Genomic DNA, 12,696 nt, shown 5'->3' with positions numbered 1-12,696 from the left:
CACACGGCTTTACTAAGGAAGGGGTTGCTCTGAGGACAGGGCCCCCTTCTTATTCCAATAGATATTAGGAGGTCTTGTATGAAGAGAAAATGGTTATCCGGGGCGCTGGTTGCGAGTCTTCTTGCAACATGTATGCCATTTGGTGGTGTCGAGGCCGCTTCTTTGGAAGCGCTTCCTGCTTTTCCGGGCGCGGAAGGCGGCGGCAAATATGTAACCGGCGGAAGAGCTCAACCTGTGTATGAAGTAACGACGTTGGCTGATTATGGTATCAAGGAAACTCCGATCCCCGGCTCCTTCCGCGATGCGGTAAGCCAAAGTAATCGGACCATTGTTTTTCGAGTGGGGGGAACCATCCATCTGAAGGAATCCCTCAAGATTACCGGCTCAAATCTGACGATTGCCGGGCAAACGGCTCCAGGTGACGGAATTACAATTGCCGACTACACAACCTCTGTTGAAGCTGACAATATTATTATGCGCTATATGCGTTTCCGGTTAGGCGACCGGGTAGCTAGTGAAGATGATGCTTTTGGATCAAGGTACCATAAGGATCTCATTATCGATCATAGCTCATTCAGCTGGTCGGTGGATGAAGTGGTCAGTCTGTATGATAACGAGAATACTACTGTGCAATGGTCGATATCCGCTGAAAGTATGCTGATGACGACACACCAAAAGGGACGTCACGGCTACGGAGGAATCTGGGGTGGCAAAAATGCCAGTTTCCTTCACAATCTGATTGCTCATAGCACCAGCCGCAACCCCCGTTTGCCGACGGTGACCAAATTGGTGGACCTGACGGAAATGTCTAATAACGTTATCTATAACTGGGGATTCGCTTCTACCTATGGGGGTGGAGCGGAAGATTATCGATATAATATCACTAACAATTATTATAAAAATGGTCCAAACACCTACACCAGTGTAAAAAATCAATTGTTTGGGGAAGTATCTCCAGAAACCCGGTTGTTTATAGATGGGAACATCATGGATGGTAATCCGAAGGTTACTGAAGACAACTGGAAGGGTGTGCAAAAGTATTCGGATATCTCTAAGCTTACGGAGCCGGCAAAGATGCCTAACCCATATACGGCAGTGTCAGCGGAAGAAGCCTACGCAAATGTAATGGCGGATGCTGGTGCCACTTTGCCAAGGCGTGATGCTTACGATGCGCGGGTCATTAATGATGTGAAGAATCGCACTGGACAGCATATTAATTCACCTATTGAAATAGGCGGTTACCCAGACTATACAGAGACAGCTTCCAATGTAATCGACATGGATCATGACGGTATGGATGACAGCTGGGAGATTGCTAATGGACTAGACCCTACCGATTCTGAGGATGGTAAGAAGACGACATTATCTGCGGAGGGCTATACGAATCTAGAAGTGTATCTGAATGATCTGATTGTTTTGGGAAAAGCAGGGAATGAGCATACAGACAATCCTGTAACCGCTATCAATTATCCTGTGAATAACCAAATCATAGAGTCAGGCAACAATGTGAAGGTTACAGCCTCTGCCAGTGATAGTGATGGTATTGCTAAGGTGGAATTTATCGTTAATGGTGTGAAGCAAGCCGAAGCTACCACAGCACCTTATAGTTTCGATTGGAACAATGTGCAGGATGGTACCTATTATCTCGTTGTTCAGGCTATAGACAATAAGGGTCTCAAGACACAATCTGATAACGTGGCTATTCATGTCAACACGTCTGGATCCGTTCTTCCTTGGACTTCGGTGGATATTGGCCATCCAGGGATAGCGGGAGTGACTACGCTTCATCCGGATAGCGGGAAGATTACGCTCAAATCGGCTGGACTTATCGGAGCAACATCAGAGAGTGAAACGGCTGTTGATAACTTTCAGTTTGCTTATCAAACCCTGACAGGCAATGGTGAAATTATTGCTAGAATCGACTCCGTAACGGGAACTGACGATTATGCCAAAGCAGGTGTCATGATTCGTGATAATCTCAATGAGAACTCTAAAATGACAATGCTGGCAATCCCTTATGTCAAATATGGCAAGAAGGGAGTTATGATTACCCGCTCCACCACAGGAGCCATGGTGGTAAAAACAGAACCGGACAGCTTCATCAATACACCTTATTGGGTGAAGCTGGTTCGTCTTGGTAATGAAGTGACAGGTCTGGTATCGCCGGATAAAGTAACATGGAGCAAGGTAGGCACGGTGAAGCTTGACCTGAATGATACGGTTTATTTTGGTCTTGCAGCCGATGCCGCTAAGGTAGATAACGAGGTTAATCGTTATAATGCATCTGTCTTCAGTGAGGTGGAGCTGAAACCGCTTAGTGATCAGTTTCCTACTGCGCCCCGTGGTCTTACAGCGACAGCAGGTGAGGAAAAAGTGAAGCTGAATTGGGAGGATGTTGGTTCTGCCAAGTCGTATAGTGTTAAACGTAGTGAGGTTTCAGGCGGTCCATACAAGACGATCAATACTGAAATTAAAGATAGCCTGTATACTGATCCCGGACTCAGCTCCGGAAAAACTTATTACTACGTGGTCAGTGCTGTGAATGAGCTTGGTGAAAGCTTTGATTCCGATGAGGCCAGCGCTACGGCTGAAGGTGAAGCAGGTAATGTGTATTATGTGGATGAAGACTTTGAACAGGTTGCTGTGGGTGTGACACCAGAGTATTATGATGTGACTCCAAATCCACAGACTGAAATTCAAAAGGTTATTGTATCTCCCACACCGTCTGACAGTAAGGGGAATACGTCAGATCAAGTGTTGAATGTGTTCGATGGTGCGAACGGCAGCGTGCAGTTTATCCGCAAATTCGCGCCAATTACGGGTGCACTCGTTATTGACACTGACTTTATGTTTGCGACAGAATCGGGAACCTCGGTGTTCCTGCAGGCCCAGAGTACAGATGGAAGCAAAACGGCATTCTCCATTGAGAGCAGAAAGCCAACGCTTCCTGAAGCTACAGGTAAATATACGCTAACCATGAGTAGGGGAAGCAGTCAGTATCATCAACTGATGAACTCTTATTCCCTAAAACAATGGTATAACCTGAAGCTAAAGGTGGATGTGAACAACGATAAAGTGGTTGTATATATCGATGATCAGCCTGCGGGCTCTTTTCCGTTCACAACTACGAATTTCGCCAGCTATGGCATTGGGCGTATTTTGTCCAAGACACCGGGCGGCGGCTCAGGAAATTATTACTTAGATAATTTAAAGATCTATGTTGAGCCGATTGAAACACCGCTTGGACTGACTGGACTTCCAGGAAACCAAGCAGCCCAGCTATCCTGGCCTGCTCTTGAAGGGGCAACTTCCTACAATATTAAGAGAAGTCTTAAGAGCGGGGGGCCTTATGAGACTATTGCCAACGCTATTACAGAGACCTCATATATTGATACTGAAGTTACCAATGAAACTACCTATTATTACGTTATCTCGGCGACGGCGCCCACTGGTGAATCGGGAAATTCCAATGAAATTAGTATTACCCCATCCGCTTTGGCGGTGAAATTGCCTGCGCCAGAATCGTTCGCGGCTATAAGCCGGAATGCTCAGCTGGATCTCAGCTGGAATGCTGTGGAGAATGCAGCCAGCTACAGCATCAAGAAGTGGAATGAGACTTCAGGCAGCTATGAACTCGTGGCAAAAGAAATCGCCGGCACAACTTACCGCGTCGGAGGTCTGGCCAACGGGCAAACCTACCGTTACGTCGTATCTGCAACAAATGTGGCCGGAGAGGGAAAAGAATCAGCGCCTGTTGAAGCTACTCCGCAATCTCCATTGGGAACGCCTGTGGTTTCCATTGAAGCTGGTGACAGTGTAGTGAAACTAAGCTGGCCAGCGATTGAGGAGGCGAACCAGTATATTGTCAAACGTGCCTCATCGGCGAAAGGTCCTTATGAAGTGCTCGGGTCTGATTTATCAGACACAAGCTTTACTGATAGTGGGCTCGTAAACGGAACACCGTATTATTACAAAGTCAAAGCAATAAATGGTACCCGTAGTAGTCTAGATTCAGCTGTTGCCTCAGCGGTTCCATACCAGAATTCCGGCCAGCCGCAGGCTCCACAAGGAGTTAGTGCTGAGCCTGGCAACACTGATATCCATCTGACTTGGAATGTAGCTGATGGAGCTAGCAGCTATGAAATTCTACGCTCGGAGAGCGGTGGCAGTTATGCGGTCGTGGCCGACGGCATCGAAGCAACAGATTATACCGATAAAGGCTTGAGCAACGGGACTGCCTATCAATATGCGGTAATCGCCATCGGTGATAAGGGTGCCAGTCTTCCATCCGAGGTGGTCAAGGGAATTCCAGCTCCTGTCATTATTGTTGCTCAGAATGGGACAGGAGATTATAAAACGATTAATGACGCTATTCAAGCAGCACCTGATAATAGTGCCCTAACCACGATTATTAAAGTGAAGAACGGCACGTATAAGGAGAAGGTGCTTGTACCTTCTAGTAAGATGAATATTAGTATCATCGGTGAGAGCCGGGAAGGTACCGTACTTATTAACGGTGACTCCGCGAAAACCATTGGCTCAGATGGTAAAGAAATGGGCACCAGCGGCAGTTATACACTAAAGGCTGCTGCAACTGATTTCACACTGGAGAACATGACGGTTGAGAACAGTGCTGGGCGGGATGCCGGTCAGGCAGTCGCTTTATATGCTGAAGGAGACCGGGGAGTGTACAGAAATGTTAAGCTTCTAGGATATCAGGATACCCTGTTCGCAGATAAGGGAAGAGCTTATTTCGTCGACAGCCATATTGAAGGTACAGTGGACTTTATCTTCGGTAATTCCGCTGCTGTATTCGAGAATAATGTGATTCAAAGTGCGGGTGCTGGCTATGTTACTGCGCCTTCCACGGCAGCGGGTAAGCCTGGTTATGTGTTCATCAATAATCGACTAACTGCCAGTGAGGACGTTGCTGCTGGAACCGTTGATTTGGGCCGGCCATGGAGAGAATACGGCAGCTCTACCTTCATTAATACGGAGATGGGAGCTCATATTCGTGCTACTGGCTGGCATGAATGGTATGAAGGTCGTTCCAAAACTGCACGGTTCTCTGAGTTTTTAAGTTACGGAGAGGGTGCTAATGCAGCTTCACGTTACAGCTGGTCCAAACAATTAACAGCAGAAGAGGCGGCTGCCTATACGATTGAAGCTGTGCTTGGTGGAAGTGATGGCTGGAATCCACAGCAATCCAAGATTTTAGTGGGACAAGAGCAGATACCTGCGGTACATGTCTCTTCAATTACTTTAGCGGGTAAAGATGGAATTAGCAGCATTGAGTCGAAGGGCAGTGCCTTGCAGCTGCAAGCCTCTGTGCTTCCAGAAAATGCGACGAATCCTAAAGTTATCTGGACGGTAACTGAAGCAGATGGGGTAACCTCAACGGATAAAGCGGTTATTGATGAGAAGGGCTTGCTTACAGCTAGAAAGAACGGTAGCGTTCAAGTAACGGCGCGAGCTCTAGATGGAAGTGGAGTATCCGGAAGCCTAGAGATTAACATCAGCGGACAAGATGAGATTGCCCGTAATCTGCCCGCTGCAACGCTGAACGGACCGGTCACAGTGGTGGCAGGACAGGATTTCACTTACCGTGTAGGGCTTACAAATGTTACTACCTCCGTCTACAAGGAAGTGTATGCTGTAGACTTTACCATGGCATATGACGTATCTGGTGTGGAATTTGTATCTGCTCAGACCTTGCCAGACGGATTCAGCATCACTCATATTAATGAGGACAGTCCAGGTCTAATAACAGTTAGTGTAGCTGGAACGGAGGCAGGAAATATCCTGACCGATGATGCAGAATTCTTAGAAATGGTCTTCAAAGCGAAGAAGACAAACCGTGAAATCGCCGTGCCGCTTGGATTTATTTCCTTCCGAGGATCCAACACAGATGTTGATTTTGACATCCTGCATGAGGCACAGTCGTTTGTTCATGTCATGCCTATATCCGTCATGGAGATAAAAGTCTCCTCCAAAGATAATGTGAGCGAAATCAAGTCAGGGCAAACCCTGCAAATGGCAGCTGTAATCCTGCCGGACCATGCATCCGATCCAGCAGTGAGCTGGTCAGTGGTGAATGAGGATGGATCAGCTACTGAGCGAGCATCTATTACGGATACCGGCTTGCTCACTGCAATTGCAGCAGGCAAGGTAACCGTGAAAGCGGCAGCTAAAGATGGCTCTGGTGTTGCAGGCACGATGTCCATTGAGATTATGGCAGAATCGCAGGTTTCAGAATCGGGCGGTACTTCAACTTCAATGACAGTCAAACCAGTGAAACAACCGGAACCAACTGTGAACGCAGATGGAGTTACTCTTTCCGTGACAGCGGATGTGAATGGTAAAGCTATTGCAGAGGTATCCTCAGCGATTCTGCAACAAGCAATTGGCTCAATGCAGAATGGAGTATTGAGAATCACAGTGAAGCCAGCCTCTGCCAGCTCGGTGATTGAACTGACCTTGCCAGCTCGTGAGTTGGCTGGAGCGGGAGCAAAAGCAATTCAACTTTTAGAAATAGACATGGGATTGTCTACGTTCCGAATAAATGCTGACCTGCTTCTTGCGATGGCAGGATCTGACGCCGCAAGCGTGAAGCTTGTAGTTGGCAAAGTTGACGCGAAGACACTGTCGCTTCAGACGGATGTCGGGGATATTTATGAGTTTAAGTTCTTTGTTGATGGCAAACAGTTTGACAGCTTTGGGCGTGGACTGAAGGTTGAACGGGATTACAAACCAAAGACAACTTCAGGTGTAGAACAAATAGTAGCCTACCAAATCCGTGAAGACGGGACTGTAGAGGTGGTTAGAAATTCCCGGTTTAATCCGACAACTGGCAAGATCATCTTCAGACCAGACAATTCCGGCAGATTCGCAGTAGCATATGCGGAAAATTCCTTTAAGGATATCGCTGGACTAGGCTGGGCACAAAATAGCATTCAAGCCCTTGCCGCCAGAGACATTCTGAATGGCACCGGAGATCATAACTTCGGGCCACAGCTGAATGTAACTCGGGCACAGTTCCTAAAGATGCTGATGCTTGCATTAGAGCTAGAGGAAGGTAATGCGGCAAGTACATTTAAGGATGTTTCGCTGGATGCTTGGTACTACAGCTCCGTTGCTGCTGCTCAGCAGCTAGGAATTATTCAGGGCAGATCTGATGGAACCTTCGGTGCTAATGAAACAATTAGCCGTGAGGAAATGGCGTTGATGGCTTATCGTGCAGCACAGCTCGCTAAGCTTACGGTCGTGGAAGTGGACCAGCCAGTGAATTTCAATGATGCCGCTGATGTTTCAGCCTACGCTCGTGAGGCTGTACAATTCATGAGCGGAGCAAAGATTATTCAAGGTGTGGGCAAAGATAACTTTGCACCTAAAGCCAATACAACTCGTGCTCAGGCAGCTGTTATTGTCTATCGATTGTTCCAGCTAAATCCTTAAATTTCAAGTTGACACCCTGTGTGATTTATCATATTATGATTGGAGTTGTTATAAGTAAATAAACCAAACTCTATCCAGTGGATGGAGTGGCGGAACTTTGTCAAAGATGTATTCTTTGGTTTCAATCGCCCCTTGTCATTTCGATGACAAGGGGCTTTATTATGTTAATGAGCTTGCTCAAGAGAAAGGGAAGAGGTTTACGATGAATATGAAGTTATTCAAATATGCTTTACTAGTTTTTTTAGGCGCTTGTAGTTATGGCTCACTCTCTACGATCGTCAAGCTTGGAATGAACGATGGCTTTAGAATGAAACAATTGGTAGGATCACAATACTTTTTTGGATGGTGTATGCTGCTCTTGCTGGTCTTATTATTTTCTCGAAAGAAATTAGGGTTAAAAACAGGCGGGAAATTATTAGCCGCTGGGATCACCATCAGTTTAACTGGCATTTTTTATGGCTTCGCCGTTGAACAATTACCTGCTTCGATTGCGATTGTACTGTTATTCCAATTTACTTGGATCGGTGTAATTCTGGAGGCGGTTGTAGATCGAAAACTTCCTAGTCGGGAAAAAGTGATTTCGATGGTTATCCTTCTAATTGGTACAGTATTAGCGGGGGGCATCCTTGAGCCGAGTATAGGTGGAATTACGACCACTGGTGTGATTTTTGGCTTAATGTCAGCCGTGTCGTTTGCTTTCTATATTTTTGTGAGTGGAAGAGTAGCTACGCAGGTGCCTGCCGTTAATAAAAGCTTGTATATGACCACTAGTGCAATGGTTATTATTATGACTGTTTTTTCGCCTTCGTTTTTATATGACGGTGCGATTACCGATGGGCTTTGGAAATACGGCCTACCTCTAGGTTTGTTGGGCATCGTAATTCCAGTTCTGTTCTTTTCGATCGGGGTTCCGAAGCTGGGTTCAGGTCTAGGCGCGATTTTAGGGGCAGCGGAGTTACCGGCAGCTGTAGTAGCCTCCGTGTTAGTTCTGCAAGAAGAGGTATCATTACTTCGCTGGATCGGGATTATCGTAGTTCTGATCGGGATCGCAGCTCCACAAATCCTACCGATGGGGACAGGGAAAAAGTCATCCAAACAATCACCAAAACAATCACTCCGTAAGGTAGAACTTTAATCGGCAAACTGGCATCGATGGTATGATCTGATCCTGAGAGGATTAGATTATCTATCGGTGTTTTTTTGTGGAAAAAAAGATTGGTGTTAATTTTTCTGGTATCGATAATGGATGTCTATTATATAGTGGTTCTATTCTTAACTAAATGGAGATGACCACTTATGAACACTAAAAACTATGACTATTTTAAAACGCTGCATGATCAAAAATATTCACTGATCCTGTACAACTGCTGGGATGTAGCCTCGGCTAAAGCAATAGAGCAAGCTGGATCAAAGGCGGTAGCAACCAGCAGCTATTCCATGGCGGAAGCGTGGGGATATTCGGACGGTGAACAGCTTACATTTGAGCTTATGCTTTGGATGATTTCAAGGATTGCCGAACGGGTAACGGTTCCATTGACCGTAGACATCGAAGGTGGATATGCTATAGATGAGGATATTTTAGCGCATAACATGGAGCAGTTATTTCAATTAGATATCTGTGGTATCAATTTTGAAGATCAGATCGTAAATCATCCTAACAATGAACTATGGGAGACCAGCGAACAAAGCCGGAGGATCAAAACCATACAACAAGTAGCCTCCGAACTGCAAAAGCGGGTGTTTATTAACGCTAGAACGGATATCTTTTTCAAGGCTAAGGAACATTCGATGGATCTAGTCAATCAAGCTATAGAACGTACCTATGCTTATGCAGACGCTGGAGCGGATGGGATTTTTATACCGGGGCTCGCTGATCCAAGCTTGATTGAACAATTTGTTAAAAAATCGCCACTGCCTGTGAATATCATGGTTATGGACAGTATGCTTTCAAATCATGAATTGCAAAATATTGGCGTGAAACGGATTAGCTATGGACCGCGTAGTTTCTTTCAGGCACAACATAACCTCCAAGAAAATGCCCGGCAAATGCTTGATGCCTCAGGACTTTATTTAGAAATGAGCTAACCACACTATGATAACTAATGAGCAGGATATCGATAAATATTATAAGATGCTGGTCGAGAAAAACTCGAATTATGAGGGCGTATTTTTTGTAGGAGTGAAAACAACGGGCATCATGTGTAGGCCAACTTGTCCCGCTAAAAAGCCATTAAAAGAAAATTGTGAGTTTTTTGCTACAGCCAAGGAAGCCTTATTAGCTTCATATAGACCTTGTAAAAGGTGTCAGCCGCTATCCAATCCAACAAAAATGTCTCCTGAAGTAAAGCTGCTAGTAGAAGCTATTGAGAGCAATCCGGAACGAAAATGGACAGATAAAGATTTTGATGAGCTGTCTATTAGTGCAAACACGGCACGCCGCCAATTTAAGAAACAATTTGGAATGACCTTTATCGAATATGCACGTTCTAGACGTTTAGGACTGGCATTCAAACATATTAGGAATGGGGATTCAATCATTAACGCACAACTGGAAAGCGGGTACGATTCGAGCAATGGGTTTAGGGATGCTTTTTCACGAACGATGGGGACTGTCCCGAATCATTCCAAGCAGATTAAAGTGCTGTACTGTACTTGGATAGAAACGATATTGGGTTCTATGCTGGCCATCTCCGATGAAGAGAGTCTTTTACTGCTGGAATTTGTGGATCGCAAGGGACTTGAAAATGAAATCAAGAGATTACGCACTCGCTTAAATGCAACTATATTACCTGAAAAGGTAGCCGTCCTTCACCAAATTGAGGAGGAATTGAAGCTGTATTTCACCGGTGAACTTACGGAATTTACAACGCCGGTTCGTTATCTGGGCTCAGACTTTCAGCAAAAGGTGTGGAATGAACTCCGGAAAATACCTCTGGGACAGACAGCTTCTTATAAGGAGCTTGCAGAGAAAATCAACAATCCTTCTGCTTGCCGCGCTGTAGCAAGGGCGAATGGCACCAATCAACTTTCAATCTTGGTTCCATGTCATCGAGTGATAAATAGCAATGGTGAATTGGGGGGCTATGGAGGCGGGCTTGCCAGAAAAGAATGGTTAATCAAACATGAGTCTAACCGCTCCTTAAAGCAGAATAATTTCATTTAACTACTTCTCTCTATTACGGAGAAAGTGATGGGTCCCCTTACTTCAAGGCAGGAGATTCATCACTTTCTGTACTTAAATATTGAACTAACATGTCCACAAATCGGTTAGCAATTTGAATATCCTGAAGTTCGTTGTTGAAATCGTCTTTGGAAATCAGGCTCATTTTCTGCAATAAACCCATCATAGACGTGAAGATGAAATGAGCAGTGGATAAGGGTTCTGTATCAAATTTTAATGATCCATCTTTAACTCCGGCCTCCAGAGCATCCATTAAGAAATGTCGTTCTTTACCCCGCATCACAAAATTTCTGTAATTTTCTTTGAGTTCTTTACTGTAATCATAGGCTTCAAAATGCAAATCGAATAGAAGAATGAATTTGATGTAACCTGGGTGTTGCCGGGCATAATCAATCCAAGCATTAAGCATCGAAGCAAGCATTTGCTTACCATTCATTTCAATTGAAGAAGGTGCGCTTCTAACAAATTGCGTCATGCTCTCCAGAATTTCCATCTGGACCTCAAAAATCAGTTCGTTCATGGACTGGAAATGCTTATAAAAGGTAACCCGGCTTACACCAGCCACGTCGCAGACATCCTTAATATTAACTTTGAGAAAGCTTTGCTTCATAAAAAGATCCTTCGCCGCAGCAATCAATTCTTCCCGGTTTCTGTTTTTTAAATTCTGGTGCCAGTTCTCAGTCATGGGTTACACTCCTTTCTTGTTCTTTTTTTGGTTTTTGTAAGGTGATGAAAAAGGCAGATGCCAGGATAATTGCCCCAAAAATATAGGGGATATCCATGTGTTTGTCAAACATCAATCCCGCTAAAATGGGTCCAAGTATGTTTCCTATGCTGGTATACGTTGTATTTAATCCGGCAGCATATCCTTGCCGATCACCAGCTGAGTTGGCAATCAATGTACTTACTGTGGGTCGTAAAAAAGCATTAAAAGCAAAAAATAAACCGGATACAACTAATAAATAACCTAAATTGATCTTGAATATCATCAACAATAAGGTTATAGCGGTCATCACCAATGATATACGTATAAGCTTTATCTCGCCAAGTCTCTTAATCAGATGATCAAGCAGCCAGATCTGCACAATAATGCCTATAATAGCACCAACCGTAATAATGATTGAGATTTTCGTTGCATCAAAACCGTATTTTTGTTCCACAAAAAGGGCGTACACCGTTTCATAATTCATCAGACCAAATGTCATGATCAGAATGAGCAGAAGATAGCGGAAATAGGACGTCCGGAATGAATTTACGATTTGATTACGAATAGATTCCCGAGGGGCCCATTTGTTAACGGGTTTCCGTTTTTCCTTTGGTAGTGTCTCTGGCATATAAAAACAAAGTATCGTAGCGATAAGTCCAAGTCCACCCGCAAAAAAATAAGGCGTCCGTATGCCAAACCCAGCGATAATGCCGCCTAACCCTGGACCAAGTACCATACCCAAATTCATGGAGGCCCCCAAGTACCCCATACCTTTAGCGCGGGTTTCATGGGTGGTGATATCAGCGACGTAGGCCATATTGGAAGGAACCATGATTCCGATACCTATACCCCCAATAAATCTAGCGACATAGAGTAGGGGCAATGTCGTAGAGACAGCAAATATCAGATCTGAAAGTACGGTTAAAAACATTCCGGAAATGATCATTGATTTTCTTCCCCATTTATCCGAAAGCTGTCCCCCTATAGGTGAAAAAATAAACTGTGCTGCTCCAAAAGCTGCAATAAGATATCCGGCAGCAGCTCCTGACGCATTAAACAGCTTCAGATACTCAGGTAGAATGGGAATAACCATACCTTGCCCTAATAAAGCGATAAATAGATTCAACATCAGAATGAAAAGTGGAAATCTAGCAGACTTAGATAAGCTGCTCATATCTTAGCCCTCCCATATGGTTTACACTATGTAATTCTTTACTCGATGTAAACCATGATAATGGAATGATGGGCCCTTGTAAAGGTGTATCTGAAATATAGGATACGTCGTTTTTTGTGCGTTTTTTCAAGTAAAAAAAGTACTGTTTTAAACAAAAGAAGGAAAATTTATGAATTCACA

The 12,696-nt window shown here is 44.7% G+C and carries 6 protein-coding genes; 4 read left to right on the top strand and 2 right to left on the bottom strand.

Features of this window, described 5'->3' with window-relative positions:
• Positions 1-78 precede the first annotated feature (78 nt).
• From NST94_RS25310 to NST94_RS25295, 4 genes are all read left to right on the top strand, one after another.
• Positions 79-7,455: a pectinesterase family protein gene (locus NST94_RS25310; protein ID WP_339281414.1), complete on the top strand. Its 7,377-nt coding sequence runs from the start codon at positions 79-81 to the stop codon at positions 7,453-7,455.
• Positions 7,456-7,663: 208 nt separating this feature from the next.
• Positions 7,664-8,590 (top strand): DMT family transporter, encoded by a 927-nt coding sequence (locus tag NST94_RS25305; protein WP_248549600.1) that lies wholly within the window; start codon positions 7,664-7,666, stop codon positions 8,588-8,590.
• A 161-nt stretch (positions 8,591-8,751) separates the two neighbouring features.
• Positions 8,752-9,540 (top strand): isocitrate lyase/phosphoenolpyruvate mutase family protein, encoded by a 789-nt coding sequence (locus tag NST94_RS25300; protein ID WP_248549567.1) that lies wholly within the window; start codon positions 8,752-8,754, stop codon positions 9,538-9,540.
• A 7-nt stretch (positions 9,541-9,547) separates the two neighbouring features.
• On the top strand, positions 9,548-10,618 hold the full coding sequence (locus NST94_RS25295) for a trifunctional transcriptional activator/DNA repair protein Ada/methylated-DNA--[protein]-cysteine S-methyltransferase (RefSeq protein WP_248549568.1): 1,071 nt from the start codon (positions 9,548-9,550) through the stop codon (positions 10,616-10,618).
• Between the two features lie 37 nt (positions 10,619-10,655).
• On the opposite strand, the gene NST94_RS25290 is transcribed toward NST94_RS25295, so the two are convergent.
• Complete coding sequence (locus NST94_RS25290; protein ID WP_076194117.1) at positions 10,656-11,321, bottom strand: TetR/AcrR family transcriptional regulator; 666 nt, start codon at positions 11,319-11,321, stop codon at positions 10,656-10,658.
• Entirely contained in the window at positions 11,314-12,516 is a 1,203-nt protein-coding gene (locus tag NST94_RS25285) for an MFS transporter (RefSeq protein ID WP_076130464.1), read from the bottom strand. Before NST94_RS25285 ends, NST94_RS25290 begins: the two co-directional genes overlap by 8 nt.
• Between the last annotated feature and the right edge of the window lie 180 nt (positions 12,517-12,696).

This window comes from Paenibacillus sp. FSL H8-0282, assembly GCF_037963825.1.
Lineage (GTDB): Bacteria > Bacillota > Bacilli > Paenibacillales > Paenibacillaceae > Paenibacillus_AQ > Paenibacillus_AQ odorifer.
Note: the sequence above shows the minus strand (reverse complement) of the source record. Positions and strands in the feature narration are given on the sequence as shown.

Coding starts and splice junctions, on each gene's coding strand:
- NST94_RS25310 (WP_339281414.1), top strand. CDS start 79: ATGAAGAGAAAATGGTTATCCGGGGCGCTGGTTGCGAGTCTTCTTGCA.
- NST94_RS25305 (WP_248549600.1), top strand. CDS start 7,664: ATGAAGTTATTCAAATATGCTTTACTAGTTTTTTTAGGCGCTTGTAGT.
- NST94_RS25300 (WP_248549567.1), top strand. CDS start 8,752: ATGAACACTAAAAACTATGACTATTTTAAAACGCTGCATGATCAAAAA.
- NST94_RS25295 (WP_248549568.1), top strand. CDS start 9,548: ATGATAACTAATGAGCAGGATATCGATAAATATTATAAGATGCTGGTC.
- NST94_RS25290 (WP_076194117.1), bottom strand. CDS start 11,321: ATGACTGAGAACTGGCACCAGAATTTAAAAAACAGAAACCGGGAAGAA.
- NST94_RS25285 (WP_076130464.1), bottom strand. CDS start 12,516: ATGAGCAGCTTATCTAAGTCTGCTAGATTTCCACTTTTCATTCTGATG.